General features: G+C 72.5%; 26 protein-coding genes. 9 read left to right on the top strand and 17 right to left on the bottom strand.

Translation table 11 applies throughout. The annotated features are described in order from the left end of the window. Window positions 1–10 precede the first annotated feature (10 nt). From ABWV20_RS03490 to ABWV20_RS03480, 3 genes are all read right to left on the bottom strand, one after another. On the bottom strand, window positions 11–370 hold the full coding sequence (locus ABWV20_RS03490) for an NADH-quinone oxidoreductase subunit A (protein ID WP_353353413.1): 360 nt from the start codon (window positions 368–370) through the stop codon (window positions 11–13). Window positions 371–553: 183 nt separating this feature from the next. Then, complete coding sequence (locus ABWV20_RS03485; RefSeq protein WP_353353412.1) at window positions 554–1,849, bottom strand: geranylgeranyl reductase family protein; 1,296 nt, start codon at window positions 1,847–1,849, stop codon at window positions 554–556. Window positions 1,850–1,988: 139 nt separating this feature from the next. After that, window positions 1,989–2,681, bottom strand: coding sequence for a demethylmenaquinone methyltransferase (locus ABWV20_RS03480; protein ID WP_353353410.1), 693 nt, complete (start codon window positions 2,679–2,681; stop codon window positions 1,989–1,991). 158 nt (window positions 2,682–2,839) lie between these two features. Between ABWV20_RS03480 and ABWV20_RS03475 the strand changes: the two genes are divergently transcribed. Continuing rightward, window positions 2,840–4,198: an isochorismate synthase gene (locus ABWV20_RS03475; RefSeq protein WP_353353408.1), complete on the top strand. Its 1,359-nt coding sequence runs from the start codon at window positions 2,840–2,842 to the stop codon at window positions 4,196–4,198. 10 nt (window positions 4,199–4,208) lie between these two features. Further along, window positions 4,209–5,930 carry a 2-succinyl-5-enolpyruvyl-6-hydroxy-3-cyclohexene-1-carboxylic-acid synthase gene (menD, locus tag ABWV20_RS03470; RefSeq protein WP_353353406.1) on the top strand — a complete coding sequence of 574 codons (1,722 nt, stop codon included), beginning with the start codon at window positions 4,209–4,211 and terminating at the stop codon, window positions 5,928–5,930. A gap of 1 nt (window position 5,931) precedes the next feature. Here menD and ABWV20_RS03465 read toward each other — a convergent pair whose 3' ends face one another. From ABWV20_RS03465 to cobT, 3 genes are read right to left on the bottom strand one after another with little or no spacing between them, the layout of a single operon-like run. Continuing rightward, a complete protein-coding gene (locus tag ABWV20_RS03465; protein ID WP_353353405.1) occupies window positions 5,932–6,693 on the bottom strand; it encodes a 3-keto-5-aminohexanoate cleavage protein in 762 nt (253 codons plus the stop codon). Continuing rightward, the gene (locus ABWV20_RS03460) at window positions 6,690–7,697 is read right to left on the bottom strand and encodes an o-succinylbenzoate synthase (protein ID WP_353353404.1); all 1,008 of its coding nucleotides are present in this window, start codon (window positions 7,695–7,697) and stop codon (window positions 6,690–6,692) included. Before ABWV20_RS03460 ends, ABWV20_RS03465 begins: the two co-directional genes overlap by 4 nt. 37 nt (window positions 7,698–7,734) lie before the next feature. Continuing rightward, on the bottom strand, window positions 7,735–8,790 hold the full coding sequence (gene cobT, locus ABWV20_RS03455) for a nicotinate-nucleotide--dimethylbenzimidazole phosphoribosyltransferase (RefSeq protein WP_353353403.1): 1,056 nt from the start codon (window positions 8,788–8,790) through the stop codon (window positions 7,735–7,737). A gap of 188 nt (window positions 8,791–8,978) precedes the next feature. Between cobT and ABWV20_RS03450 the strand changes: the two genes are divergently transcribed. Next, the gene (locus tag ABWV20_RS03450; protein ID WP_353353402.1) at window positions 8,979–9,854 is read left to right on the top strand and encodes a hypothetical protein; all 876 of its coding nucleotides are present in this window, start codon (window positions 8,979–8,981) and stop codon (window positions 9,852–9,854) included. Here ABWV20_RS03450 and ABWV20_RS03445 read toward each other — a convergent pair. Continuing rightward, a complete protein-coding gene (locus tag ABWV20_RS03445; RefSeq protein ID WP_353353401.1) occupies window positions 9,849–10,373 on the bottom strand; it encodes an NUDIX hydrolase in 525 nt (174 codons plus the stop codon). The genes ABWV20_RS03450 and ABWV20_RS03445 overlap by 6 nt on opposite strands. A gap of 35 nt (window positions 10,374–10,408) precedes the next feature. Between ABWV20_RS03445 and ABWV20_RS03440 the strand changes: the two genes are divergently transcribed. Then, the gene (locus ABWV20_RS03440; protein WP_353353400.1) at window positions 10,409–11,344 is read left to right on the top strand and encodes a 1,4-dihydroxy-2-naphthoyl-CoA synthase; all 936 of its coding nucleotides are present in this window, start codon (window positions 10,409–10,411) and stop codon (window positions 11,342–11,344) included. Window positions 11,345–11,417: 73 nt separating this feature from the next. Here the strand turns inward: ABWV20_RS03440 and ABWV20_RS03435 are convergent, their stop codons facing one another. After that, complete coding sequence (locus ABWV20_RS03435) at window positions 11,418–12,368, bottom strand: hypothetical protein (RefSeq protein ID WP_353353399.1); 951 nt, start codon at window positions 12,366–12,368, stop codon at window positions 11,418–11,420. After that, a complete protein-coding gene (locus ABWV20_RS03430; protein WP_353353398.1) occupies window positions 12,365–12,940 on the bottom strand; it encodes an RNA polymerase sigma factor in 576 nt (191 codons plus the stop codon). Before ABWV20_RS03430 ends, ABWV20_RS03435 begins: the two co-directional genes overlap by 4 nt. 70 nt (window positions 12,941–13,010) lie before the next feature. Between ABWV20_RS03430 and ABWV20_RS03425 the strand changes: the two genes are divergently transcribed. The 5 genes from ABWV20_RS03425 to ABWV20_RS03405 all read left to right on the top strand — a co-directional run bounded on the left by ABWV20_RS03425 (window position 13,011) and on the right by ABWV20_RS03405 (window position 17,462). Next, window positions 13,011–14,582, top strand: a complete 1,572-nt coding sequence (locus ABWV20_RS03425; RefSeq protein ID WP_353353397.1) for an MFS transporter — start codon at window positions 13,011–13,013, stop codon at window positions 14,580–14,582. A 118-nt stretch (window positions 14,583–14,700) separates the two neighbouring features. Continuing rightward, window positions 14,701–14,952: a hypothetical protein gene (locus tag ABWV20_RS03420; RefSeq protein WP_353353396.1), complete on the top strand. Its 252-nt coding sequence runs from the start codon at window positions 14,701–14,703 to the stop codon at window positions 14,950–14,952. Between the two features lie 61 nt (window positions 14,953–15,013). Continuing rightward, window positions 15,014–16,192, top strand: a complete 1,179-nt coding sequence (menE, locus tag ABWV20_RS03415; protein ID WP_353353395.1) for an o-succinylbenzoate--CoA ligase — start codon at window positions 15,014–15,016, stop codon at window positions 16,190–16,192. 56 nt (window positions 16,193–16,248) lie between these two features. Next, the gene (locus ABWV20_RS03410) at window positions 16,249–16,557 is read left to right on the top strand and encodes a PLD nuclease N-terminal domain-containing protein (protein ID WP_353353393.1); all 309 of its coding nucleotides are present in this window, start codon (window positions 16,249–16,251) and stop codon (window positions 16,555–16,557) included. Between the two features lie 26 nt (window positions 16,558–16,583). Next, window positions 16,584–17,462: a 1,4-dihydroxy-2-naphthoate polyprenyltransferase gene (locus ABWV20_RS03405; protein ID WP_353353392.1), complete on the top strand. Its 879-nt coding sequence runs from the start codon at window positions 16,584–16,586 to the stop codon at window positions 17,460–17,462. Between the two features lie 216 nt (window positions 17,463–17,678). Here ABWV20_RS03405 and ABWV20_RS03400 read toward each other — a convergent pair whose 3' ends face one another. The 8 genes from ABWV20_RS03400 to ABWV20_RS03365 all read right to left on the bottom strand — a co-directional run bounded on the left by ABWV20_RS03400 (window position 17,679) and on the right by ABWV20_RS03365 (window position 24,738). Continuing rightward, complete coding sequence (locus tag ABWV20_RS03400; RefSeq protein ID WP_353353391.1) at window positions 17,679–18,035, bottom strand: DUF4229 domain-containing protein; 357 nt, start codon at window positions 18,033–18,035, stop codon at window positions 17,679–17,681. A gap of 3 nt (window positions 18,036–18,038) precedes the next feature. Next, complete coding sequence (gene ccsB / locus ABWV20_RS03395; protein ID WP_353353389.1) at window positions 18,039–19,085, bottom strand: c-type cytochrome biogenesis protein CcsB; 1,047 nt, start codon at window positions 19,083–19,085, stop codon at window positions 18,039–18,041. Next, the gene (gene resB / locus ABWV20_RS03390) at window positions 19,082–20,743 is read right to left on the bottom strand and encodes a cytochrome c biogenesis protein ResB (protein WP_353353388.1); all 1,662 of its coding nucleotides are present in this window, start codon (window positions 20,741–20,743) and stop codon (window positions 19,082–19,084) included. Before resB ends, ccsB begins: the two co-directional genes overlap by 4 nt. Then, window positions 20,743–21,486 (bottom strand): cytochrome c biogenesis CcdA family protein, encoded by a 744-nt coding sequence (locus tag ABWV20_RS03385; protein WP_353353387.1) that lies wholly within the window; start codon window positions 21,484–21,486, stop codon window positions 20,743–20,745. The genes resB and ABWV20_RS03385 overlap by 1 nt, the downstream gene beginning before the upstream one ends. Window positions 21,487–21,504: 18 nt before the next feature. Beyond that, complete coding sequence (locus ABWV20_RS03380; RefSeq protein WP_353353386.1) at window positions 21,505–22,116, bottom strand: TlpA family protein disulfide reductase; 612 nt, start codon at window positions 22,114–22,116, stop codon at window positions 21,505–21,507. Further along, on the bottom strand, window positions 22,116–22,784 hold the full coding sequence (locus ABWV20_RS03375) for a histidine phosphatase family protein (protein WP_353353385.1): 669 nt from the start codon (window positions 22,782–22,784) through the stop codon (window positions 22,116–22,118). Before ABWV20_RS03375 ends, ABWV20_RS03380 begins: the two co-directional genes overlap by 1 nt. A gap of 85 nt (window positions 22,785–22,869) precedes the next feature. Next, window positions 22,870–24,216: a glutamate-1-semialdehyde 2,1-aminomutase gene (hemL, locus tag ABWV20_RS03370; RefSeq protein ID WP_353353384.1), complete on the bottom strand. Its 1,347-nt coding sequence runs from the start codon at window positions 24,214–24,216 to the stop codon at window positions 22,870–22,872. 42 nt (window positions 24,217–24,258) lie between these two features. Next, complete coding sequence (locus tag ABWV20_RS03365) at window positions 24,259–24,738, bottom strand: MarR family winged helix-turn-helix transcriptional regulator (RefSeq protein ID WP_353353383.1); 480 nt, start codon at window positions 24,736–24,738, stop codon at window positions 24,259–24,261. Between the last annotated feature and the right edge of the window lie 32 nt (window positions 24,739–24,770).

The following is a 24,770-nucleotide window of genomic DNA, read 5'->3' as shown; positions in this document are numbered from 1 at the left end:
ACGCTGTCGCTCAGTCCCACTCGAGCCCGCCCCGCCGCCAGACGTACGCGTACGCGACGAAGACGGTGAGGATGAACAGGACCATCTCGACGAGCGCGAAGAGCCCGAGCCGGTTGAACGCGACCGCGAACGGATAGAGGAAGACCGACTCGATGTCGAAGACGATGAAGAGCATCGCCGTCAGGTAGTACTTGATCGGCACCCGACCGCCGCCGGCCGGATGGGGCGTCGGCTGGATGCCGCACTCGTAGGCCTCGAGCTTGGCCCGGTTGTAGCGCTTCGGGCCGATGACGAGGGAGGCACCCACGGACAACGCGGCGAATGCGAAGCCGAGCCCCAACATGAACAGGATCGGGACGTACGGGTTCATCCTCGGTCACATGCCTTTCGGTCGTGGCAGCGGCGGCGACGGTGGCCACCCTGGCTGACAGTGCTCGGCGCACCCATCCTAGGGGCGTCGGAGACGATTGTGCTCCGGGTCACAAACTCCACCCCACACCGGGGCGCGCGGTCCCTCGGACAGCCGGCCCAGCGGCATACGGCACGGCTGTCGTCATGCGTCCGGCGCGATCTTCGACAGGGCGTTGATGATGCGGTCGCTCGCACCTCTGCCACCGGGCTCGGCCAGGTTGGCCATGATCTTGAGGAGGAACTTCATCAGCGTCGTGCGCGGCAGGCCGTACTTCGTCGCGAGGCGCATCACCTCGGGGTTGCCGATGATCGTCGCGAAGTGCCGACCGAGCGTGTAGTAGCCGCCGAGGTCCTGCTTCATCCTGGTGTTGTAGGACTGGAGGACCCGCTCGCGGCTGGCCACGTCCGCCCGGGCGAAGGCATGGGCGACGACCTCGGCCGCGGTCCGGCCGGACTCCATCGCGTAGGCGATGCCCTCGCCGTTGAAGGGGTTGACCATGCCGCCGGAGTCACCGACGAGGAGCAGACCGTCGGCGTAGTGCGGCTGCCGGTTGAAGCCCATCGGCAGGGCTGCCCCACGGATCGGCTGCGTCATCGTGTCGTCGTTGTAGGTCCACTCCTCGGGCATCGTCGCGACCCACCGACGCATGACGTCCTTGTAGTCGACGTTGCCGAAGGCCTTGGACGTGTTGAGGATGCCCAGGCCGACGTTGCTGGTGCCGTCGCCGACGCCGAAGATCCAGCCGTAGCCGGGCAGGAGCACGTCCTTGCCGGACGGGTCCTTGGCCCAGAGCTCGAGCCACGACTCGAGGTAGTCGTCGTCGGTGCGCGGACTCGTGTAGTAGGTGCGGACGGCGACCCCCATCGGGCGGTCGTCGCGCTTCTCGCGGCCCATCGCGAGGGAGAGGCGGCTGGAGTTGCCGTCGGCGGCGACGACGAGCGGCGCGCGGTACTCGTGCGTCTCCCCGGTCGCGCGGCCGGCCTCGTCGACACCCTTGGCAGTGACGCCGACGATCGCGCCGCGGGCGTCGGTGATCGGGCCGGTGACGTTGCAGCCCTGCACGAGGCGGGCGCCGTTCTTGACAGCGTGCTGCGCGAGGATGTCGTCGAAGTCCATCCGCGTCCGGACCAGGCCGTAGGGCGGGAACGCGGCGTTCTCGGGCCAGTCGAGCTGGAGGCGCATGCCGGCGCCGATGATGCGCAGGCCCTTGTTGCGGATCCAGCCGTCGGCCTCGGGGGTCGGGATGCCGAGGTTGATCAGCTCGCGGACCGCGCGCGGCGTGAGGCCGTCACCGCAGACCTTCTCGCGGGGGAAGTGCGTCTTCTCGAGGAGCAGCACGTCGATGCCCGCCATCGCGAGGTATGCGGCGGTGGCAGATCCTCCGGGACCGGCTCCGACGACGATGACGTCAGCCGTGTCGACATTCGTAGTGCTCATGGCTCCCTGCAGGTTCCGAATGCTTGCGCGCGCTGCTTGTGAATCGGTTCACGAACTCTCGAGCACCCTACTCCGGACCGCTCGAACTTGTCAGATAAGGCGTACCTAACCCAGCCCGGGGAGGCCGGCGCGACTGGCGTCATCGCTTCACGGCGGTGTGGAGCGCCACGATGCCCCCGGTCAGGTTGCGCCAGGCGACGCCGGACCAGCCGGCCTGCTCGATCCGGCGGGCGAGCTCGCCCTGTGGCGGCCACTCGCGGATCGACTCGGCGAGGTAGACGTAGGACTCCGGGTTGCTCGCGGTGCGCCGCGCGATGCCCGGAAGCACCCGGAGGACGACGTTGCCGTAGAGGTTGCGCACGACGCGGTTGACCGGCTGGCTGAACTCGCAGATGACGAGGCGGCCGCCCGGCTTCGTGACGCGGAGGAACTCCCCCAGCGCCCGGTCCATGTCGGCGACGTTGCGCAGCCCGTAGCTCATCGTGACGACGTCGAAGCTGGCGTCGGCGAAGGGCAGTCTCATCGCGTCGGCGGCGGTGAAGGCCATGTCGGGTCGGCGGCGCCGCCCGACGCGCAGCATCCCGAGGCTGAAGTCGGCGGGCACGACCTCGATCTCCCGGTCCGCCCAAGGCTCGCTCGAGGTCCCGGTGCCGGCCGCGATGTCGAGGATGCGCTCGCCCCGCTGGGCGCCGACCGCCTTGACGACCGCGCGCCGCCAGAGCCGGTCGATCCCCGCCGTCATGACGTCGTTGGTGAGGTCGTACTTCTCGGCGACGGTGTCGAACATCGACGCGACGTCGACGGGCTTCTTGTCGAGCTGGGCACGAGTCATGGAGCCATCCTCCCATCCCGGGTCCCCGGCGCACCGGGCTGCTCATGACACACCGGCGTCAGCGGCCGGGGTGCTGCTCGGTGCCCGGTGTGGTGCTGGTCGCACCGGGGGCCGGCGATGGCGTCGGACCGGGCCGGGCGGTCGTAGAGTTACGGGCGATGTCATCGCTCCCTGTCCCCGAGGCACCCGCCGCGTCGACCGCATCGACCGCGTCGGCGGCATCGACCGTGTCGACCGTGTCGACCGTGTCGGTCGCACCCGCGGTCATCGTCCGGACCGTGCCCCTCGACTCGGACGAACCGCTGCTGGCCTACCTGCCCGGCGCGGGGGATGCAGGCGATTCAGCCCCCGTCGTCTCGTGGGTCCGTCGCGGGGACGGACTCGTCGGGTGGGGCACGGCGGTCGACTTCTCGGCCGGTGGACCCGGCCGGTTCCGCGAGGCGGAGGCGTGGTGGCGGTCGGTGGCCGCGCGGGCGGTGGTCCGCGACGAGGTCGGCGTTCCCGGCACCGGCCTCGTGTGCTTCGGCTCCTTCCCCTTCGCGGACGACTCCGCCGAGCCGGCCCGCCTCGTCGTGCCCTCGACCATCGTGGGCCGACGCGACGGCCGGACGTGGGTGACCTCGGTGACCCTCGAGCCGCAGCTGCGCCCACTCGAGACCCCCGCCGTCGCACCGGAGCCCCCGTCGCCGGTCGGGGTCACCTTCGCCGACGGCTCCGTCTCGCCGAGCGACTACGCCCACGCCGTGGCCGAGGCCGTGCAGCGGATCAGCTCCGGTGCGCTCGACAAGGTCGTGCTCGCCCGGGACCTCATCGCCACGGCGAAGGAGCCGATCGACCAACGATGGGTGCTGCGTCGGCTCGCTGAGCGCTACGAGAACACCTGGGTCTTCGCCGTGTCGGGGCTGCTCGGCGCGACGCCTGAGCTGCTCGTCCGTCGGGACCAGGGGCTGATCACCTCCCGGGTCCTCGCGGGCACGATCCGCCGGACCGGCGACGACGAGGCGGACCTCGCCCTCGCGGCCTCGCTCGCCAGGTCGTCGAAGGACCTCGAGGAGCACGAGTACGCCGTCCGCTCCGTCGCCGAGGCCCTCGCCCCGCACTGCTCGTCGATGAACGTCCCGGAGGCGCCGTTCGTCCTCCACCTGCCCAACGTCATGCATCTCGCCACCGACGTCGCCGCGGTCAGTGCGGACGACGCCTCCTCCCTGACCCTCGCGGCCTCGCTCCACCCGTCGGCAGCGGTCGGGGGCACCCCGACCGCGCAGGCCGTCGCGCTGATCGGCGAGCTCGAGCACATGGACCGGGGACGCTACGCCGGACCGGTCGGCTGGATGGACGCCGGGGGGGACGGCGCGTGGGGCATCGCGCTCCGCAGCGGCGCCCTCCTCCCCGACGACCCCAGGACGATCCGGCTGTACGCAGGGTGCGGCATCGTCGCCGGCTCCGACCCCGAGTCCGAGGTGGCCGAGTCGAACGCCAAGCTCATCCCGATGCGTGACGCGCTGACGAGCGAGTGATCGTGGCCGTATGCCGCTGAGCTCGCTCCCAGCCCCGGGTGCCCACGCGCTGTCGCTGGCCCTCGTGCAGGCGTTGTGGGTGCACGGGGTCCGCGACGTCGTCCTCGCACCGGGATCCCGGTCGGCGCCGTTGGCTCTCGTCCTCCACCGCGCCGACACCGTCGGGGACCTGCGGCTGCACGTCCGGGTCGACGAGCGGTCCGCGGGCTTCCTCGCGCTCGGGCTGGCCAAGGGATCTCGCCGGCCCGTCGCGGTGGTGACGACCTCGGGCACGGCGGTCGGCAACCTGTTCCCGGCCGTCATGGAGGCCCACCACACGGGTGTGCCGCTCGTCGTCGTCTCCGCGGACCGGCCGGAGCGACTGCGCGGGACCGGGGCCAACCAGACGACGGCGCAGGCGGGACTCTTCGGGACGTTCGCGCCGTGCCATGACCTGGCTGCGGGTCCACGGGCCGTCGACGACATCTCCGACGCGGCCGCCGCCGCCTGCCGCCGGCCCGGGCCGACCCAGCTCAACCTCCAGCTGGACGGCGACCTCATGCCTGCCGACGTGGACCCGGCCACCTGGTGGTCCCGTCCCGACACCCCGTCTGGATCCTCCGTCACGACCTCCCCATCCTCCGTCACGACCTCCCCGTCCGAGGCGGCAGACGTGTCGGACCCCGTGGTGCTGCCCCGAGGACCACGGACCGTCGTCGTCGCGGGTGACGGCGCGGGCCCGGCCGCCCGCCTGCTCGCCGAGGCCGGCGACTGGCCGCTGCTCGCGGAGCCGACGTCCGGGGCGCGCGTCGGCCACCACGCGATCCGCACCCATCGGCTCCTGCTCGGCACGTCGCTGCGCGCCGACATCGAGCGGGTCGTCGTCGTCGGGCACCCGACGCTGTCCCGGCCGGTGACCGGGCTGATCAGCGACCCGACGCTCGAGATCCTCGCGGTGCGCGACCGCTCGGGCACGGCCACCGACCCCGCTCGCGTGGCACGGGTCCTCGACGACGTCCCGACCGTGGCCGCGCGTGCCGACGGCGCCCGCGGCGACGCCGGCCCCGACGCCGAGGACGCCACGTGGTTCGCGCGCTGGCAGGGGGCGGACCGGAGGCTGGCCGCCGCGATCGACGACGTCCTCACCGACCGCCCCGGCTCACCCCTGGCCATCGCGTCGGTCGTCGCCGACGCGGTGGGCCCGCACACGACCCTCGTCCTCGGCTCGTCCAACGTCGTCCGGGACCTCGACGTCATGGGCCGCCCGTGGCCGCCGCACGAGCACCGCTTCGTCGTCGGCAACCGTGGCCTCGCCGGCATCGACGGCACGGTCTCGACCGCCGTCGGCGTCGCCCTCGGTCGCCCCAGCGCATCACGCAGCATCGCCTACCTCGGCGACCTGACGCTCCTGCACGACGCCAACGGTCTGCTCATCGGTCCGGACGAGCCCCGCCCGGACCTCACCTTCGTCGTGCTCAACGACGACGGCGGGGCGATCTTCGCCGGGCTCGAGCAGGGAGCCCCTCCCTACGCGCCCGCCTTCGAGCGCGTCTTCGGGACCGCGCACCACACCGACCTCGGTGCCCTCTGCCGCGCGCACGGCATCGCCCACGAACTCATCAGCCAGCCCGAGCGGCTCGCCACCGCCCTGCGGAGCGAGCCCAGCGGCATACGGCTCATCGAGGTTCCCGTGTCGCGAGCGGAGCGGCGAGCGGAGGCCGACCACCTGCGAGCGCTCGCGGCCGCCCTCTGACTCACAACGGGTCTGGCACCGGCCACTGGGTCGGTGCCCCGCCTCCGGACCTCAGCGCCTCCGCCACGAGCTCGGTGTTGTCGCGGGCCTCCCGCCCGGTGGGGAGCACGAGGGTGTCCTCGAGCCCGATGCGGACGTCATAGCCGGAGCGCTGCGCCCAGCGCAGCACCGGCCAGGCCCAGGCGTGCTCACCGTGGACGAGGACGGGCGCCGCGGACATCCCCAGCGCCGCGAGAACCCGCTCGGCCGCCCACAGGCCGTCGCTGCCGCGGGTGTGCCCGGGGATCACCTCGACGAGGACTCGCTCCACCTGCCACGGCCAGTTCGTCGAGACGAAAGCGGTCGCGGCGTGCGGCGTCCAGATGCCGGCCTCGACGCCGATTCCGTTGGTGCGCAGCAGTCCCGCGACTCGGACGGCGCTGGGCTCGTGCCAGTTGACGGTGGCGCAGTCCGGGCCTCCCTGGTCGGGCCCCGGCCAGGCCTGCACCCGCGCGAGCTTCTCCCGGTCGTCGTCCGCGATCCCGTCCCGCGTCGTGACGCTGATGCGCACGTCGGGGACCAGCGAGCGGATGGCGCCGACCGTCGCGAGCACGTGGTCGACCTCCAGCGACTCCCGCCCCTGCTCGTCGCGCGGGTGCACGTGCACCATGAAGGCGCCCGCGTCGACGACGCCGCGGGTGGCGCGAGCCACTGCGTCGGGGGTGACCGGCAGGCGCGGGTGGGCACGGGGAGCCCGGTCGCCGTTGAGGCAGGCCGTGATCATCGGTCCACCTCCGCGGCCACGAGAACGGCATGGCAGCGGGCGAGGCGCTCGAGCCACCACTGCCGCCGGTCAGGGCGGGCGGCGAGCCGGGTGAGGGCCTCGACGTCGGGCGTGACGCGTCGCGGGTGCAGGACGCCTCCGCGAGGCCGCAGGGGGTCCGCCGCGACGTCGCTGACGAAGAGGCCGACCGTGCCCAGGCCGCAGGCGTGGTCCAGGCCCGGGAGGGCTGCTGCCAGCGCGACTCCCGCGGAGATCCCGACGCTCGTGTCGAGGGCCGAGGAGACCACCGCCGGCAGGCCGCAGGCCGCCACGATGTCCAGGGCAGCGGAGACGCCCCCGAGCGGGGCGACCTTGACGACGATGAGGTCAGCCGCCTCCTTGGCGGCGACGAGCAGCGGGTCCTCCGCCCTGCGGATCGACTCGTCCGCGGCCACCGGGACGTCGATCCCGTTGCGGGCCAAGACGACCCGGAGCTCGGCGAGCTCGTCGACGGTGGCACAGGGCTGCTCGGCGTACTCGATGCCGTATGCCGCTGACCTCCTCAGTGCCTCCGTGGCCGTCTCGACGTCCCACGCTCCGTTGGCATCGATCCGGATCCGCGCGTGCGGACCCATGGCGTCCCGGACGGCGGCGATGCGGTCCAGGTCGTCGAGCAGGCCCTGCCCGCGCTCGGCGACCTTGACCTTCGCCGTGGTGCACCCGTCGAACCGGGCGAGCACCTCCGGCACCCGGTCCGGGGCGACGGCGGGCACCGTGGCGTTGACGGGGACGACGGTGCGCACGGGCGTCGGCCGGGTGGAGTGCGCCTCTTCGATCGCGGCCGCGAGCCAACGCGCCGACTCCTCGTCGCCGTACTCGGTGAACGGCGCGAACTCACCCCAACCGGAAGGGCCCTCGAAGAGGAGTGCCTCCCGCTCCCCCAGACCGCGGAAACGCACTCGCATCGGGATCGAGACGACGTGCGCGCGCTCGAGGAGCGCAGCGAGGGGGGGCAGGTCGGTCACCACCCCCACATCATGACCGAGAGTGCGACCGAACCGGTCAGGGGCCGACGAGATCGGCGAGCAGGGCCATCTCCCTCATCAGCAGGGCAGCGGAGCGGACGAGCGGGACGGCGGCCATCGAGCCGGACCCCTCGCCCAGCCGCAGGCCGAGGTCGAGGAGCGGCTCCAGGTCGAGGGCCGCAAGGGCGTGCCCCTGCGCCGGCTCGGTGGAGCGGTGGCCGGCGAGGAACCACGCCTGGGCACCGGGGGCGACGTCCGCGGCGACGAGAGCCTCGGCGCACGCGATGACCCCGTCGAGGAGCACCGGCACCCCACGTCGTGCCGCCTGGGCGAGGAAGCCGACCCCCACCGCCAGGTCTGCCGAGCCGAGGGCCGCGAGTCGCTGGACGGGGTCCTCAACCCTCCCGTCACCGTCGCAGGCCCGGGCCAGCGCCCGGGTGAGGACCTCCAGCTTGCGGGCGTGCGCCGCGTCGTCGATCCCGGTGCCTCGGCCGATGACGTCCTCGGCGCCGAGCCCCAGTGTCGCTGCGATGAGCGCTGCCGACGGGGTCGTGTTGCCGATGCCCATGTCACCGAGGACGAGCAGCTGGGCACCGGCGTCGACCTCGACGTCGGCGATCTCCGCGCCCACGACGAGGGCCCGCTCGACCAGGTCGCGGCTGACCGCGTCGGTCACGTCGATGGACCCCGACGACCTGGTCAGCTTGTGCGCGGTCACGTCGGCCGGGGCGCTGGACAGGTCGGCGTCGACCGCGATGTCGAGGACCCGCACCGTCGCACCGTGCTGCCGGGCGAGCACGCTGACCCCAGCCACTCCCGCGACGAAGGCGTGCACCATCGCGGCCGTCACCTCGGCCGGGTAGGCGGACACCCCGGACCGGGTGACGCCGTGGTCGCCGGCGAGGACGACGGCCCTGACGTGCTCGATCGGCTCGGGCGGGCAGACACCCTGGCAGGCGGCCAGCCACGCGCCGACCGCCTCCAGCCGGCCCAGGGCTCCGAGCGGCTTGGCGAGGCCGTCAAGGCGCTCGACGGCCTCCGCGTGGACCCGCTGGTCCGGTGGCGTGATCGTGGTGGACGTCTGGGTGGGCATCGGGCCTCCGCTGCTCGGCGTGTTCGGGTTGCCCCATCCTTGCCGACGCGGCGAGGCGGCCGGAGCCGGTATCCACATCCCCCTGACTCGACGGCCGCTGTCCACAGCCGGGACGCGGGCGACGACGGTGGCGTGAGCCGGCGGGGAGAGTCGGACCATCACCCGACGGCACGACGAAAGGCGACGCGATGGAGGCTTCCAGCTGGACGGACGACCCCTGGCCGGTCGGCGACCACGACGACGACCCCGTGGCCGCCCGCTGGTCCCCGGGCCCCTCGGCTGCACCTGATCGCACCGTCTCCTACGTCGTCCTCGTCGACGGCCGCGTCGTCGACGCGTGGGACGAGTCGCTGTGGGACTCGCCGTGGCGGCACGACCCCAGGGTGGACCGCTCGCGGCGGCCCTGGCGCGAGGAGCCACCACGACCGTCTGAGCCGCGGCCGTGGGTGGCCACCCTCCAGTGGCTCGAGCACGTCGTCGGCGGCGCCGAGGCGCTCGCCACCCTGACCACGGAGAGCCTGCCGGACGAGGACTTCCAGCTCCCCGAGGGTGCCGTCGGGGACGGCGACGTCGTTGCCCGCTTTCGCCGGGCCGTGAGCCAGCTCGACCTGCTTGCCGAGGAGCGCTTCGACTCGGAGCTGCGCACGGCCTTCCGCCGCGCGCTGGCCGACGTGGGCCTCGAGGTGTTCCGCGGCTCCCCGGCGACCGACCCCGCGCAGGTCGCGGCGGTGGTGTGCTGGCTCGTCCTCAAGGCCAACGGCCTCAAGCCGCCGATGGGGCCGGTGACCCAGAAGGAGCTCACCACCCGCCTCGGGCTGGCGTCCTTCCCGACCTCGAGGGCGCAGGCGGTCATTCGGCTCCTCGGGGCCCCTCAGCCGCCGTGGGTCCGTCGGCCCCACGGGCTCATCGAGCTGGAGCCGCTGTCCCGGACGGACCTGCTCCTCTCGCGGACGCGGCGCGAGATCGTCTCCCTGCGTGACGCCGCTCGGGCCGCCGAGGCCCAGGCGGTCACTCGGGAGGCGCAGGCGCAGGACCTCGAGCTCCACCTGCGACACGTGTCATGACCCCGGTGCCCGCTCGGTGCGGCGCCGCGCGGCGCCCAGCCGGACCTCGCGCCCGTCGTCGACGGCGCACGCGATCCGCTCGCGGAAGTGCTGGCGCATCTCCGGCAGGGCGTCCAGCCGGAACCACCGAGCCTCGCTCGCCTCGTCGTCCCCGGGACGCGCCTCCCCCGACAGCCAGCGGCAGCGGAAGGTGTGGTCGAGATACTGCGCCACGTCGCCGTTGGGGTGTCGCACCGGCTGCCCGGCCGACACCCACACGAGGCGTTCGACCTCGACGACGACCGACGCCTCCTCCAGGGCCTCGCGCTCCGCCGTCACGTGCGGGTCCTCGCCGGGGTCGACGATCCCGGTGATCGGAGCCCACTCGCCGCTGTCGCTTCGCCTGATGAGCAGCACCTCCTCAGGGCCTCCGCGGCCGTCCGCCGTGGGACGCAGCACCACAGCGGTCGCCCCCGGCAGCCAGAGCAGCTGCTGCCCCACCATGGTCCGCAGGTGGGCGACGTAGGGCGGGACGGGCATGGAGCGACCCTAACCGCCCGCTAGGGTCTGGACTCGTGAGCAGCGAGATCTTCGACCCGAGCGAGTGGGACGTCGTCCCGGGCTTCGACTTCACCGACATCACCTACCATCGCCGCCGCCACGTCGAGGGTCGCCCGCGCCCGGAGTCGGGTGTGGTCCGGGTCGCGTTCGACCGTCCGGAGGTGCTCAACGCCTTCCGCCCTCACACGGTCGACGAGCTCTACCGCGCCCTCGACCACGCGCGGATGACACCCGACGTCGGCGTCGTCCTCATCACCGGCAACGGTCCCTCGCCGAAGGATGGCAAGTGGGCCTTCTGCTCGGGTGGCGACCAGCGGATCCGGGGCCGTTCGGGATACCAGTACGCAGCGGGTGAGACGTCCGACACCGTCGACGAGGCCCGCGTCAAGGCCCAGGGTGGGCGGCTCCACATCCTCGAGGTGCAGCGCCTGATCCGGACCATGCCGAAGATCGTCATCGCCGTCGTCAACGGCTGGGCGGCGGGGGGCGGGCACTCCCTGCACGTCGTCTGTGACCTGACGATCGCCTCGCGGGAGCACGCCCGGTTCAAGCAGACCGACGCCGACGTGGGCTCGTTCGACGGCGGCTACGGCTCGGCCTACCTCGCCAAGTCGGTGGGCCAGAAGTTCGCGCGCGAGATCTTCCACCTCGGCCGGACCTACACCGCCGAGGACATGCACCGGATGGGGGCCGTCAACATCGTCGCGGACCACGCGGACCTCGAGAAGGAGGCGCTCCAGGCCGCTTCCGAGATCATGGGCAAGAGCCCGCAGGCGCAGCGGATGCTGAAGTTCGCCTTCAACCTCACCGACGACGGGCTGATGGGCCAGCAGGTCTTCGCCGGCGAGGCGACGCGGCTGGCCTACATGACGGACGAGGCCGTCGAGGGCCGCGACCAGTTCCTCGAGAAGCGGGACCCGGACTGGACCCCGTTTCCCTGGTACTTCTGACGTCGCCGCCCACCGGGCGAAGGACGGGTGCCGCTGGCTCGCTCCCAGCGGCACCCTGCCTCCTGCGGGTGGCTCAGCTCGACGAGCCCCCGGTGTCGGGTCGGGCCAGCTCCTCGGTCGTGCGGCCGCTCAGCTCCTCCACCGACACCTGGCGGGTCGTTCCGTCGCGCAAGGTCACCGTGGCACCGGTGATCTCCGGTGCGGCGGCAGCGTTCTCCTTTGCTTCCGTCGTCGGGGCGTCCGGCCACCATGCCGCGAAGTGCCCCCCCGTGACGGTCGCGGTGACCGGCCCCTTGGCCACGCTGTCGAGCACCACCGCGACGACGTCCGAGCCCACGTCGCCCGTGACACCGCGGATGCTTCCGCCGGACGTGCTGTAGACGGCACCGAGGTCGCCGTGCAGCGAGTCCGCCGCGAGCGCCGGCAGCGGCTCGCTCGAGGCCGTCGCAGCCGAGCCGCCAGAGGCGACCACCTCTCCGTCCCTGACGTAGCACGTCACGGTGGAAGGGGCGGGCTTCGAGTCGGTGGCGTAGACGAGGACGAGCGACCCGCGCAGCTCGGTGATGACCGGGCGCAGCTCGGTGACGACCGGGCGCTGCTCTGCTGGGAGGTCGAGCCCCGCGGCGTGCTCCTGTGACTCGCGGATGCTGGCGTCACAGGCGGCCTCCGCCTCCTCGACCTGCTCCGCAGTCAGCGACTGCGGCTCGGCCGACCATGCCAGCGCTGTGCTCGCTCCGAAGAAGTTCGGTGCCACGACGGACCCGACGGCCAGGGCGGCGGCCACCGCGCCGACCGTGACCGCGCGACGGGCCACGGACTGCCGTCCCGACGTTCGGCCGTCGCGTTGGCCCCCGGCCCCGCCGCTCACCGGGGCCGGTGCAGGCGCCGCCTCCCGGGTCGCGACGATGCGCGCGAAGACGGTACGAGCGCGCTCGCTCCCTTCCGGGCCGACACGTGGTGACTGCGCTGCATCGAGGTCGCGCAGGAGGACGTCAACTGACTCGTTCCACTGGGTCTTGCTCATGAGGTGCTCCTCGGTGCTGCGGCTTCTGCCGCACGGACGGGCGTGGGATGGGGCAGGGACTGGAGATGGGCCCGGAGGGCCTTGCGGGCGCGGCTGAGGCGCAGCCGGTACGCCACCGGGGAGATGCCGAGGACCTTCGCGGCCCGCGGCGCGTCGAGCCCGTCCCAGACGGTCAGGGCGAGGGCCTCCTGGTGCACGGCGGACAGCCGCTTCCACGCCTGCGCGACGTCCAGCCGCCGGGCCATGAAGTCCACGTCGATCTCGGCGACGTGCTGCCCCAGCGGGTTGTCGGCGATCCGGACGGCCAGCACCTGCTGCCGCTGCTGGCCCCGCGCCCCAGCCATCAGCGTGCGTCGAGCGACGCCGAAGAGCCAGGCCCGAGCGTCGTCGAGGTCGGGCGGCAGCTCGTCCAGGCGGCGCCACGCGACGAGGAACACGTCGGCGACGACGTCCTCGGCGTGGCTGGGGTGGACGCGGCGCTCGACGAACCGCAACACCGGGGCGTAGGCGTGGTCGAACAGCCGCGCGAACCGTTGCTCGCGTCCCGGCGGTCCCGTCTCGTGAATGCTCATGCCTCCTCATGTCGCCTGAGGACACGAGTGTGTCGCACGAGGAGCCGCCCCGAGCGGGCAAGATGGCAGGGTGACCACTCCCAGCGACGGCCGGCAGCGCGAAGGTCCTGACGCGCCAGTGGGTGGACACGCGGCGAACCACCGCCAGCCGGCCCGCACGACGGCACTGCACGCGACGAAACTGGCCGGGCGCGGCATCGGCAGGGCGGCCGTCGCCGGTGCCAGGATGACGGCGGCGACCTCGCGCTACGCCACCGCGAGGTTCCACGCCTTCACCCACTCCGGCGGGGCGGGCGAGACCGGGCTGGCTCGGGTGACGGAGCTCCACGCGAGCCACACGGCGGGCGACGCGGCGATGATGCTGGCTCTGGCCGGGACGCTCTTCTTCAACCCGCAGACCGCCGAGGTGCGCAGCCAGGTCGCCCTCTTCCTCGTCCTGGCAATGGTCCCGTACGCCCTCGTCGCCCCGCTGATCGGACCGCTCCTCGACCGGTTCAGCCACGGCAGACGGTGGGCCATCGGCACGACCATGGCGAGCCGGGCGTTTCTCTGCTGGGTCCTCGCCGAGGCGATCTCCAACGACTCCAGCTGGCTCTACCCCGCGGCCCTCGGGTGCCTCGTCGCGTCGAAGGCCTACAACATCAGTCGCTCCGCTGCGGTGCCGCGGTTGCTGCCCGCCGGGATCTCTCTCGTCAAGGCGAACTCCCGAGTGTCCATCGCCGGTGTCATCGGCGCCCTGGTCGGGGGCGGGCTGGCCGCCGCGGCCCTGAAGCCCGGGCCCGAGTGGGCGCTGCGAGTCGGCTTCGTCCTCTTCGTCGTCGGCACGGTCCAGGCCATCCGGCTGCCCGAGGCCGTCGACAGCGCCGTCGGCGAGGTCTCCGTCGGCGACACCCAGCCGGTCGACCAGCCGGCGGGCCGGCGTCAGCGAGCCCAGCGGCATACGGCCACCCCATCGCGCGAGGGTGCGGCGCTCGAGGTCGACTCAGCAGGACTCGTCGGGCGCTTCCTCCGGCGGCTGCACGCCATCCCGTGGCCCGTGCGGCACGCCATGTGGTCCACCGGCGGGACGCGGCTGCTCACCGGCTTCCTGATCATGTTCATGGCGTTCCTCGCCAAGGAGCACCCGATCAGCGGGATGCGCGGGGAGCTCGTCCTGGCCTTCACCGTCGGCGCGATCGGCGTCGGCAACGCCCTCGGCAGCCTGCTCGGCAACACCCTGCGTGAGCATCGACCCGAGCGCGTCGCGATGGTCTCGGTCCTCGCCGCCACCGCGGTCTGCATCGCGACGGCGATCTGGTACGGCGTGTGGACGCTCGTCGCGCTCGGAGTCGTCCAGGGCCTCACGGCGCAGCTCTCGAAGCTGTGCTTCGACGCGCTCGTCCAGCGCGAGGTGGCCGAGAACGTCAGGGCGTCGGTCTTCGCGTGGTCCGAGACGATGCTCCAGATGCTCTGGGTCCTCGGCGGGGGGCTGGGCATCCTGCTGCCGCTCAACCCCTACGTCGGGTTCCCCGTGTGCGCGGTCATGCTCGCGTGGACGGTGATCATGGCGGCGCGCCAGCGGACGATCGGGCCGGGTGCCGTGCGCAGAGCCGGTCGGGTCGCGGGGACTGCCTCGGGGACTGCCTCGGGGACTGCGCGCTGACGCGCGCCGGCACGGCCGGGACCTTCGACTCTGGGCGCCGAGCCGGGACCGGACGACACTCCGCTCAGGCACCGAGCGAGGGGCTCCGGGGCCCAGCCTCCCGGGAGGGGGACATCCGATGACGACCGAGCCGCAGCATCCGGGTCAGCACCGACTGCACGACGGGCTGTTTCTCCGGGACTTCCTCGTCCTTCAAGGGGGATTCCTGCTCCTCCTGCTCATCGCCAGCATCAACGAGCCGCCCTCCCCCTACAACCCGGCGCCCGCCGCGACCCAGATGGCCCTCGTTGCGAGCCTGTGGGCCGTCACCGACGTCGCGACCCTCGCGATCCATGCACTCCGTCTCCGCGCGAGACGGGCCGCTCGGTGACGCGGCGCCGCCACCGCGGCCACCCCTCGGCGTCGCCCGACGTCACCGGCACAATGTGGCCATGACCCCGCCGCGTCCGTTGCCCGTCCCAGCAGGCCCGGACGCCCTGTCCGTCCTCACCGACCTCGAGGCCGCGCTGGCCGGACGGTCCCCCGTCGTCCCGTATGCCGCTGAGCTGGCTCCCCCGGTCATCCCTCCGCACGATCCGGCCGACCTCCCCGAGGGGCTGGCCCTGGCCGTGGGCACATCGGGCTCCACCGGCCGGCCGAAGCGAGCCCTGCTCACCGCTCCGGCGCTGACCGCCTCGGCGACGGCGACGCACCACGTCCTCGGCGGCAGCGGTTCGTGGCTGCTGGCCCTGCCCGCCCACCACATCGCAGGCCTCCAGGTCCTCCTGCGGTCGCTCATCGCGGGTACCCGCCCGGTGGCCCTCGACCTGCGCGGCGGGTTCACCGCGGCCGCGTTCGCCCGCGCCGCAGAGACGCTGACCGCGTCGCAGAGCTCGCCGAGCCGTTACACCTCGCTGGTTCCCACCCAGCTCAGCCGGCTCCTCGACGACGCCGCCGGTCTCGAGGCGCTCACCGCGTTCGACGGGGTGCTCGTCGGCGGCGCCGCCACACCCACGGCGCTCGCAGACCGGGCACGCGAGGCCGGAGTCGCGCTCCACCTCACCTACGGGATGAGCGAGACCGCCGGCGGGTGCGTCTACGACGGCGTCCCCCTCCCCGTCACCCGGATGCACATCGACAACGACCGGCACATCGTCCTCGGAGGCGACACCATCGCCCACGGTTACCTCGGCGAGCGGGAGCTGACGGCCGACTCGTTCTCGACGGACGTCGACGCGGTGCGCTGGTTCCGCACCGACGACCTCGGGCACATCGACGACGACGGTCGGCTCGTCGTCGACGGGCGCGCCGACGACGTCATCATCACGGGCGGGATCAAGGTGACCCCCGGCGTCGTCGAGGACGCCATCGCTCGCCACGTGCGCGACGTCGCCGACGTCGTCGTCCTCGGCATCCCCGACCCCGAATGGGGCGAGACCGTGTGCGCCGCCGTGACGCTGCTCGACCCGACCACCCACCTGACCGCGGGTGACCTGCGCACCCAGCTCAGCGGCATACTGCCCGACGCTGCCCTGCCGAAGCGGGTCGTCGTCCTTCCCACGATCCCCCTGCGCGGTCCCGGCAAGCCGGACCGGGCGGCCATCCGGCTGGCGGCCGAAAACCACGCATGATCGTTTCGTGACCCCGGGGTGGCAATATGGAGGGGTTACTTCCCGAAGGAGTCCCCGTGCCCCGCGTGATACTCGTCGCCCTCGTGGTTTTCGCGACGATCTACGCCCTCGTCGACTGCATCCAGACCGACGGCAGGCTGATGCGGGTCATGCCCAAGCCCGTGTGGCTGCTCGTCTGCCTCATCCCGGTCCTCGGCCCCATCATGTGGCTCGCCGCCGGCCGTTCGGACACTCCCGGCTCCCGGGGCCTCGGCCTCGGTCCCCGAGGTGGTGCGCCGCGGCGACCGAGGCCCTCGGCACCAGGCCCGCGCGGGCCTGACGACGACCCGGACTTCCTGCGCCGGTTGCGCAAGCCCAAGCCCTGACCCGCACCACCGACCCACAAGGACCCATGGCCACGCTCGCCCAGTGGATCGAAGGTGCGCGCCCTCGCACCCTGCCCGCCGCCATCTCGCCGATCCTCGTCGGCGCCGGAGCCGCCTACCAGACCGGTGAGTTCGTCTGGGGCTACGCCGCGCTCGCCGCGCTCGTCGCGCTGGCGCTGCAGGTCGGCGTCAACTACGCGAACGACTACAGCGACGGGGTCCGCGGCACGGACGAGGTCCGAGTCGGCCCGGTGCGCCTCGTCGGGCAGCGCCTCGCCGCGCCCCGGTCGGTCAAGGTGGCCGCCTTCACCGCCTTCGCGATCGCCGGAGTGCTCGGGCTGACGCTCGTCACCCTCTCCCGGCTGTGGGTCATGATTCCCGTCGGTGCGGTCGCCATCCTCGCTGCGTGGTACTACACCGGAGGCTCCCGCCCCTACGGCTACCTGGGCCTCGGCGAGGTCTTCGTCTTCGTCTTCTTCGGGCTCGTCGCGACGCTCGGCACCATGGCGACGATGACGTCGCTGACTGCAGCCGGGTGGTGGGGTGCCATCGGCGTCGGGGCGATCGCCTCAGCGATCCTCGTCGCCAACAACCTGCGCGACATCCCCACGGACTCCGTCACGGGCAAGCGCACCCTGGCCGTGCGTCTCGGCGACAGGCGGACCCGCATCTTCTACGTCGCCCTGATCGGGGTGGCGTTCGTCATGACGGCACTGGCGGCGCTGACGTCGCCCTTCGCGCTCCTCGCCCTGCTCGCCGCACCACTGGTCGCGCGGCCGGCCCGGGCCGTCCTCAGCGGCGCGACCGGTCGTGACCTCATCCCGGCCCTCGTCGGCACCGGGGTGCTCGAGCTGGCCTGGTCGGCCCTCCTGGCGGTCGGCCTCGCCCTGGGCCACCACTCCTGACCCATCCCTGACCTATCCCTGACCTATCCGCCTCTCCCCCGGCGTAGGCGGCCGCACCGTCCCCACCTCGAGTGGCCCCGTCGTCCACAGGGCAGGTGGGGACTGCGGGGCCACTCGAGTGGAAAGGCGCGCCGCTGGGTGGGGACTGCGGGGCCACTCGAGTGGAAACGCTCGCCGCTGGGTGGGGACTGCGGGGCCACTCGAGTGGGGGAGGGTTCAGCGCGCGGTGCCGGGCTCGCCCGTCGCGCCGGTGGCGCCGGTGCCGCCGGCTCCGTTGGCTCCGTTGCTCTCACCGGCCCCCTCGACCTCGGCGTCCTCGGCGGCCGCGTCGGCGGACCAAGCGTCGGCCGTGGCGCGACCCTCCTGCTTGGCCTGCAGCTTGGCCTCGTGCTTCTCCATCAGCTTGGCGGTCATCTCGTCACGCATGCCGCGCAACAACGCATAGGCGATGGCCGCGGACAGCACCGCGGAGAGCCCGACGAGCAGGACCGGGTTGTTCCGGATGCCGACGAGCCACACGGTCATCAGGACCCCGAAGAAGATGAGCAGCCGAAGAATGGTGTAACGGACCACGGGTCACATCCCCGAGTAGTTGTGCATGCCGACGAAGGTCGTCACGAGGTTGACGAGCGTGAAGTTGATGATGACGCAGGCGAAGCCGGCCAGCGCGATGGCGGTCGACTTGCGCAGGTCCATGCCGGCCGTCGCACGCCCGTGCATGTAGGCGGCGTAGACGGTCCAGATGACGAAGGTCCAGACCTCCTTCGGGTCCCACTGCCAGTAGGCGCCCCAGGCCTGCTTCGCCCAGATCGAGCCCGCGATGAGGGTGAAGGTCCAGAGGATGAACGCCACCATGTTGAGGCTGTAGGCGGTCCGCTCGAGCGCGGCTGAGGTCGGCAGTGACTCGATGAAACCCGGCTGGGCCGGAGGCTTCTCCTCACGGCGCAAGCGGATCAGGTACAACGCCCCGATCGCCGCGCCCAGCGTGAAGAACGCCACGGCGAGGAACGCGACACCGACGTGGATGGCCAGCCAGTACGACTTGAGCGCCGGCATCAGCTCGCCGGCCTCGGTGTAGAGCACGGCCAGGGACAGGCCGAGGACGAGCAGCACCGGCGTCACGACGAACACGCCGAGCCACTGCCAGCTGTTGCGCTTGGCCAGGACCGAGTAGGTCAGCCCGACGGCAGCGGCGGCCGCGGTGGCGAACTCGAACATGTTGCCCCACGGCGGCCGCCCCACCGCGAAGCCGCGCAGCACCACCGAGGCGACGAGCAGGGCCGTCGCGAGGTAGGTGAGCATGAGGGCGATGTTTCCCCGCTGCGACGAGGCAGCGCTCTCGTGGAACGCCGATGGGCCGGCCGGGCCGGCCGGCGAGGCCGGCGAGGCCGGCGAGGCCGCGGACCCCGGGGAGGCGGGGCCTTCGCCGGCGGAGCCGACGAGCACCGCCTCGCGGTCGACGGCACGCGCAGGGGCCATCTGGGCCGATCGGGCTGCGAGGTGCCAGGTGAACATCAGCATGGCGAGCGTGTAGACGATCATCGACGCGTAGAGCGCCATGTTGGCGTTGCTCGCGAGCGTGAGGTTCGCGGAGGCAGCTGGGGCGGCGAAGGTGGGTGTCACGAGCGGTCTGTCCGTTCTGGCTCGGGGTCGTGCACGGCTGCCCCGATCGACTGCACGATGGCGGCGAGCCCGGGGTCGGAGTCCTTGGAGAGGCCACCGACGGTGACCACGGTAGCGCTTTGACCGGGGCCCGCCTGGGCAGGAACGTGGCGGACCCGCACGAAGACGCGGCGGCGCTTGATGGTCAGCCCGAGGATGAGGCCGAGGGTGGCGAGGAGGGCGCTGACGAGGCTGATCGGGGCCCCTGGGTCCGTGCGGATCGACAGTCCGGCGAAGCGCTTGACCTCCTCGAAGGTGATCGACCCGCGGCCGTCCGGTAGGTCGTAGGTCTGGCCGGGCTTGAGTCGCACCAGGGCCGGCTGGCCGTCCGCGCCCGCCACCTGGGTCATCTGCTCGGTGTTGAGGGTGTAGACGGACTGCGGGGCGCCGCCCGGGAAGAGCGTCCCCTCCCAGATCGACAGGGCGAGCTCAGGGTTCTGGGCGTCCGGGAACAGTGAGACCGGGCCGTTGGTGAACGTCGGCTCGGCCGTCGGCAGGAAGAAGCCGGTGAACCCGAGCTGCTTGGGGCTGGCCGACGGGACCTTGACGACGCCGACCGACCGGTAGTTGCCGTCCTGCGCGAGGAACGGCGTCGCCTCGCGGTACAGCACCTCCCCCGCTGCATCCCGAACGGTGATCACCGGGGTGTAGCCGTTGCCGAGGAGGAAGACGTCGGCACCCTCGATGGTCAGTGGATGGTTGACGGCGATGTCGGCCTCTCGGGGCTGCCCGCCCGGCTCGTCGGCGACCGTCACGTGGGCGGTGAACTCCCGGGGCGTGCCGAAGGACCGTCCGGGTGTCTCGATGAACTGGACGTCGAGGTCGTCGAGCTTCATGACGAAGCCGGGGACCGCGTCGTCGCCGACGAGCGGTCCCGGCGAGAAGGTGTTGTAGGTCGTCGCGCTCGAGGCGAACTCCTCGCCCTCGGGCAGGATGAGGTCACCTCGCCAGCCGAAGAGGTGGCCGACGGCCATCCCGACGATGATGCCGGTGAGGGCCAGGTGGAAGAGCAGGTTGCCGGTCTCGCGGAGGTAGCCGGACTCGCCGCTGAGGGTGGTCGCATCGTGGCTGTGCACTCGGAAACGCTTGGCGCGCAGCGCGGTCCGGGCGGCGGCGAGAGCCTCGGCCGGCGGCAGCGAGGTGGTGACCTCCACGTGCTCGTCAAGCCGGGCCAGACGGGCCGGCGCCCTCGGCGGCGTCGACCGCAGCGACCGCAGGTGCTGGCGGCTGCGCGGGAGGATGCAGCCGACGAGCGAGACGAAGAGCAACAGGTAGATCGCCGAGAACCATGGCGAGGCGTAGACGTCGAAGAAGCCGAGCCGGTCGAGCCACGGCCCGGTCGTGGGGTTCTGGGCGAGGTAGTCGGCGACCCGGCCGGCGTCGATGGTGCGTTGCGGGAACACCGAGCCCGGGACGGCAGCGACGGACAGGAGCAGGAGGAGGAAGAGCGCGGTGCGCATGCTCGTCAGCTGCCGCCAGGCCCAGCGCGCCAGGCCGAGGGGACCCAGCTGGGGCAGCTGCGGCTCGCGCGGCGCCGTGGACAGGGACGACCGGGACGATGCCGTATGCCGGCGGGCGCGCTCCTCGTCGGCAGTGACCTGGGTGGTCGGCTCGGTCATCAGAGGGCCACCTGGAAGGTCGCGATGAGGTTGGTCTGGAGCCAGACGATGACCGACTCCCACAGGCCCGTCACCATGAGCAGCCCGACGGCGATGAGCATGAGCCCCCCGAAGGCCTGGATGGCGCCGTGGTGCCGTCGCAGCCAGGCGCTGGCCCGACCGGCCCGCTCCCAGAGGGCCGCCATGAGGATGAAGGGAAGGCCGAGTCCGAGCGAGTAGACGGTCGCCAGGATGAGACCACGGCCGATGGAGCCGGACTGTGCCGAGATGGGGGCCGCCATCGCCTGGATCGCCCCGAGCGTCGGCCCCCAGCACGGGGACCACCCCACGGCGAAGGCGGCGCCGAGCAACGGAGCCCCGAGCAGGCCGGCACGGGGACGCCAACCGAGCTGAGCGGCATACGACTTGCCGAGGCCGAGGAAGAGGACACCCATGACGATGACGACGGCCCCACCGACGCGCAGGAGGACGCTCTGGTGCTCGCGGAAGGCGACCCCGACCGCCGACAGCGCAGCTGCGGCGACGAGGAACACCACGGTGAAGCCGAGCACGAAGAGCAGCGCCCCCAGGACGAGCCGACCTCGGGACCGGCGCTCCAGGGACTCGTCGGACAGGCCGGTGACGTAGCCGAGGAAGCCGGGGACGAGCGGGAGGACGCACGGCGACGCGAAGGAGACGAGCCCGGCCGCCAGGGCGATGACGGAGGCGAGGACGAGCGAGCTTGTCGCGAGGTCGACGTTCACGGGAGGGTGCTGCTCACATCAGGCCTCGGCGAGCACGTCGTCGACGAGCGCGGTGAGCGTGCTCGTCGTGACCGGGCCCGACACGCGCGCGGCGATGCGGCCGGCTCGGTCCAGCACGAGGGTGGTCGGCGTGGCGGTGGCCTTGCCCTGGAGGGCGAGGATGGGCAGGCCACCGTCGTAGGCGAGCGACGGGTAGGTCACCCGGTTGGCCTTCTGGAAGGCGAGACCGGTCGCCGGGCTCTCCATCTTGTCGAGCCCGATGAACTCGACATCGAGGCCGTCTGCCTGGACCTGCTCCCACGCGCGCTGCAGGTCGGGGGTCTCCGCGATGCACGGGGGACACCACGAGCCCCACACGTTGACGACGAGGACGGTCCCGGCCCTGCTCCCCATGGACCACGGCTCACCCTCGAGCGTCGTGCCCTCCAGCCGCACGGGAGCGCCCCGGTTGTCGGGGGCGAGGCGCTCGATGGTGCCGTCGCCGGAGACGTAGTTCTTGCGGTCGCCGGCCTTGGCCTGGGCGGCGATGGAGCTCGGGTCCTCGGAACAGGCGGCGAGCGACGTCGCCAGGCCGCCCGCGAGGGCGATGGCCCCCCACCGCAGGGCGGAGCGTCGGTCGGGCTGCCGCATCAGGCGCCCACGCTCTTGCTGGCCCGGTGGAGCAGCGAGGCAGCCGGCTCCGAGTAGCTGACCGACTCGAGCTCGCCGTCCTCGTAGGTCAGTGACGTGAGCGAGGCGAGGGTGCACTCGCGCCGGCGCGGGTCGTGCCAGAGGCGCCGGCCCTCGAGCTGGTTGCGCACCGTCCAGATCGGCAGCTGGTGGGAGACGATGACGGCCTCGTGCCCGGCCGCCGCCCGCCGGGTGTCCTCGATGGCCGCGAGCATGCGGGCCGCGACGAGGTCGTAGGCCTCGCCCCACGACGGCTTGAGCGGGTTGCGCAGCATGTGCCAGTGGCTGGGGTGGAGCAGGTCCTTGGTGGTGACCTGCCGGCCCTCGAAGTAGTTCGTCGACTCGAGCACCCGCGGATCGGTGCGGACCTGGACGTGGTGCGAGGCCGCTATCGGCGCCGCCGTCTGCTGGGCCCGCTCGAGCGGCGACGCGACGACCACAGTGATGTCGTTGGGCTCGAGGTGGCGCGCGACGAGCTCTGCCATCTCCCGCCCGAGGTCGGACAGGTGATAGCCCTCGAGCCGGCCGTAGAGCACGCGCTCAGGGTTGTGCACCTCGCCGTGCCGCATCAGGTGCACCACCGTGCGCGTCGGCGCGGGCGCTGTCGAGTCTGCGGGCCGGGCGGTCATGGCCCCCAGTCTCTCAAACGCAGCGCCAACGTCCGAATCGGTGTTCGGTGTTCGGTGTTCGGTGTTCGCGGAGCGTGACACCCGATCAGTCCGGGGTCGCCGCCGCCCGCGCCGCGTGCGGGAGGGCCGCGAGGACGTGCGCCACGGCGTCGTCGTCGTGGGCCGCGGACACGAACCAGGCCTCGAACGAGCTGGGCGGCAGGTGGACGCCACGGTCGAGCATCGCGTGGAAGAAGCGCCGGAAGGCGTCGACGTCCTGCCCCTTCGCCTCGTCGTAGTTCCGGACCGGGCCCTCGCGGAAGAAGATCGAGAACATCGACCCCGCCCACTGGACGGTGTGCGGGACCGAGGCCGCGGTGAGCGCCTCGGACGCGGCGTCGGCGATCGCCCGGGCCGCGGCGTCGAGCCGTGCGTAGACGTCGTCGGTGCAGCCGCGGAGCGTGGCCAGCCCCGCTGCCGACGCGACGGGGTTACCGGACAGGGTGCCGGCCTGGTAGACGGGGCCGCCCGGTGCGAGCAGGGCCATCACCTCGGCCCGTCCGCCGAAGGCGGCGGTCGGGAAGCCGCCTCCCATGACCTTGCCGAAGGTGAACAGGTCGGCCGGCCCGGCGGCATACGGCCCCTCGACCCCGTAGAAGCCCGAACGGGAGCAGCGGAAGCCCGTCATCACCTCGTCGCTGATCAGCAACGCCCCGTGCTCCCGGGTCACCCGGCGCAGGCCCTCGGTGAATCCCGGGGCGGGCGGCACGACCCCCATGTTGCCCGGCGCCGCCTCGGTGATGACCGCGGCGATCTCCGACCCCCGCTCCGCGAACGCCGCCTCGACGGCGGCGAGGTCGTTGTAGGGCAGGACGATGGTCTCGGCGGCGCTCGACCGCGGCACGCCGGCCGAGTCGGGCAGGGCGAAGGTGGCGACTCCGGAACCAGCCGAGGCGAGCAGGGCGTCGACGTGGCCGTGGTAGCAGCCGGAGAACTTGACGATGACGTCGCGCTGCGTGTAGCCACGGGCGAGGCGGATCGCCGACATCGTGGCCTCGGTGCCGCTGTTGACGAGGCGGACCTGGTCGACGGGCTCGATGCGGTCGACGATCTCCTCGGCGAGCGCCACCTCGTTCTCGGAGGGGGTGCCGAAGGAGAAGCCCCGGGCGGCGGTCTCCTCGACCGCCCGGAGCACGTCGGGGTCGGCGTGGCCCAGGATCATCGGGCCCCAGGAGCAGATGAGGTCGACGTAGCGGTTCCCGTCGACGTCGGTGAGCCACGCGCCCCGGCCGGACGCCATGAACCTCGGCGTCCCGCCGACGGCGCGGAAGGCCCGCACAGGAGAGTTGACGCCGCCGGGGATCACCGCGCTCGCCCTGGCCAGGAGCGCCGCTGATGCCGCGAGCCCCTCGCCTGTCGCCGAACCCGGACCGGACACCGCGCGTGAAGTCATGGCGTCATTGTCCCAGCGCCCGTCCACGGACCTCAGGGCGGGTCAGGCGTCGGTGAGCCCGAGGGGGTCGAGGTGGTCACGGACGATGGCCATCGCGTCGCCGATCGCCTGGAACTGCTCAGGGGTCATGATGTCGACGAGGTTGTCGCGGACGCTCTGCACGTGGACCTTGGCGATCTCCTGCACGGCGTCGAGACCGATCGGCGTGAGGACGAGCTCGACGCCGCGGCGGTCGCCGAGGCACTGCTCGCGAGCGACCCACCCGCGCGCCTCGAGGCGCTTGGCCGTGTGCGTCAGCCGGCTGCGCGACTGGACGACCATCGCGGCCAGCTCGGACATCCGCAGGCGGTGCGAGGGGCTCTCGGAGAGCATGGAGATGATCTCGTACTCGCTCAGCTGCAGCCCCGAGTCGTGCAGGGCGTCGTCGAGGGCCGTCTCCAACAGTCGCGTCCCGCGGAGGATCGCCCGCCAGGACCGCTGCTCGGGCTCGGTGAGCCATGCCACGCCGTCGCTCTCGGACATCGCCTCGATCACCCCCTTCGACCAGATAGGAG

It is taken from the genome of Intrasporangium sp. DVR, from assembly GCF_040365325.1.
In the GTDB taxonomy this organism is placed as follows: domain Bacteria; phylum Actinomycetota; class Actinomycetes; order Actinomycetales; family Dermatophilaceae; genus Intrasporangium.
This window is presented reverse-complemented; position numbering and strand designations above follow the sequence as displayed.

Bases quoted from the DNA above. Each gene is read 5' to 3' on its own strand.
- ABWV20_RS03445 (WP_353353401.1), bottom strand. From the start codon at position 10,373: ATGCCCGTCCCGCCCTACGTCGCCCACCTGCGGACCATGGTGGGGCAG.
- ABWV20_RS03450 (WP_353353402.1), top strand. From the start codon at position 8,979: ATGGAGGCTTCCAGCTGGACGGACGACCCCTGGCCGGTCGGCGACCAC.
- menE (WP_353353395.1), top strand. From the start codon at position 15,014: ATGACCCCGCCGCGTCCGTTGCCCGTCCCAGCAGGCCCGGACGCCCTG.
- ABWV20_RS03375 (WP_353353385.1), bottom strand. From the start codon at position 22,784: ATGACCGCCCGGCCCGCAGACTCGACAGCGCCCGCGCCGACGCGCACG.
- ABWV20_RS03490 (WP_353353413.1), bottom strand. From the start codon at position 370: ATGAACCCGTACGTCCCGATCCTGTTCATGTTGGGGCTCGGCTTCGCA.
- ABWV20_RS03480 (WP_353353410.1), bottom strand. From the start codon at position 2,681: ATGACTCGTGCCCAGCTCGACAAGAAGCCCGTCGACGTCGCGTCGATG.
- ABWV20_RS03475 (WP_353353408.1), top strand. From the start codon at position 2,840: ATGTCATCGCTCCCTGTCCCCGAGGCACCCGCCGCGTCGACCGCATCG.
- ABWV20_RS03380 (WP_353353386.1), bottom strand. From the start codon at position 22,116: ATGCGGCAGCCCGACCGACGCTCCGCCCTGCGGTGGGGGGCCATCGCC.
- cobT (WP_353353403.1), bottom strand. From the start codon at position 8,790: ATGCCCACCCAGACGTCCACCACGATCACGCCACCGGACCAGCGGGTC.
- ABWV20_RS03485 (WP_353353412.1), bottom strand. From the start codon at position 1,849: ATGAGCACTACGAATGTCGACACGGCTGACGTCATCGTCGTCGGAGCC.
- ABWV20_RS03435 (WP_353353399.1), bottom strand. From the start codon at position 12,368: ATGAGCAAGACCCAGTGGAACGAGTCAGTTGACGTCCTCCTGCGCGAC.
- ABWV20_RS03420 (WP_353353396.1), top strand. From the start codon at position 14,701: ATGACGACCGAGCCGCAGCATCCGGGTCAGCACCGACTGCACGACGGG.
- ABWV20_RS03405 (WP_353353392.1), top strand. From the start codon at position 16,584: ATGGCCACGCTCGCCCAGTGGATCGAAGGTGCGCGCCCTCGCACCCTG.
- hemL (WP_353353384.1), bottom strand. From the start codon at position 24,216: ATGACTTCACGCGCGGTGTCCGGTCCGGGTTCGGCGACAGGCGAGGGG.
- ABWV20_RS03430 (WP_353353398.1), bottom strand. From the start codon at position 12,940: ATGAGCATTCACGAGACGGGACCGCCGGGACGCGAGCAACGGTTCGCG.
- resB (WP_353353388.1), bottom strand. From the start codon at position 20,743: ATGACCGAGCCGACCACCCAGGTCACTGCCGACGAGGAGCGCGCCCGC.
- ABWV20_RS03465 (WP_353353405.1), bottom strand. From the start codon at position 6,693: ATGATCACGGCCTGCCTCAACGGCGACCGGGCTCCCCGTGCCCACCCG.
- ABWV20_RS03365 (WP_353353383.1), bottom strand. From the start codon at position 24,738: ATGTCCGAGAGCGACGGCGTGGCATGGCTCACCGAGCCCGAGCAGCGG.
- menD (WP_353353406.1), top strand. From the start codon at position 4,209: ATGCCGCTGAGCTCGCTCCCAGCCCCGGGTGCCCACGCGCTGTCGCTG.